This window comes from Pseudomonas sp. Sample_16 (assembly GCF_004307665.1).
Taxonomy (GTDB): Bacteria; Pseudomonadota; Gammaproteobacteria; order Pseudomonadales; family Pseudomonadaceae; genus Aquipseudomonas.
Genome location: NZ_RCOB01000206.1, coordinates 1 through 629, shown reverse-complemented (window position 1 = coordinate 629; position 629 = coordinate 1). Strand labels below are relative to the sequence as shown.

The window sequence follows — 629 nt, the reverse complement described above, 5'->3', positions numbered from 1 at the left end:
CAATCTCTACCAGATGTGCCCGATCCCTGCAGGAGCGAGCCTGCTCGCGAAAAACGATTGGGCGACACGGACATTCAGATAGCCCGCGTCATCGTTAACGACCATCGCGAGCAGGCTCACTCCTACACAGGTTGGTTTCGTTTGCTGAAATCCCATAGACCACAAAACCTGTGGGAGCTGGCTTGCCAGCGATAGCGGCCTGACAGCCAACCAATCCCTACGGCTTGTTTAAAAGCGTTCAAGATTGCTTCCTGAAAGTTACGTTGCCTTGCGTCGTTACCTACAACTACGCCAGAATCCGCCGGCTTGTGCGCCTTGGCCCTTGTCTCTATCGTTCTCGTGTCGCTACTTTTCCAGCGATCGGGTTTAGCAGCTCGGTAAATTTCAAGGCTCGCCAGTGTCACCCTTTGATCTGTCTGCGCACTCGGAGTGCAGGCAAGTCTGCGTCATGGTGGCTGTGCGTGGGGCACTTCGGTGCGCCGGGTTCCTTGATCCCTGGTCTGCTAACCCGCGTACAGCCGCCACCTTTTCGTTTAGCAGCGATGTGTGGCGGCTCCATTGATCAAGGAGTTTTACCATGTTCAAACCCACCCCCAATCCCCCTGAAACCGACACCGTTTCGCCCTACG

1 protein-coding gene is annotated in these 629 nt (G+C 55.6%); it reads left to right on the top strand.

Going from position 1 to position 629, the window contains the following annotated elements; translation table 11 throughout:
* A partial coding sequence (locus D8U69_RS29645; RefSeq protein ID WP_206663073.1) for a hypothetical protein occupies positions 1-195 on the top strand: 195 nt, incomplete at its 5' end.
* Positions 196-629 lie beyond the last annotated feature (434 nt).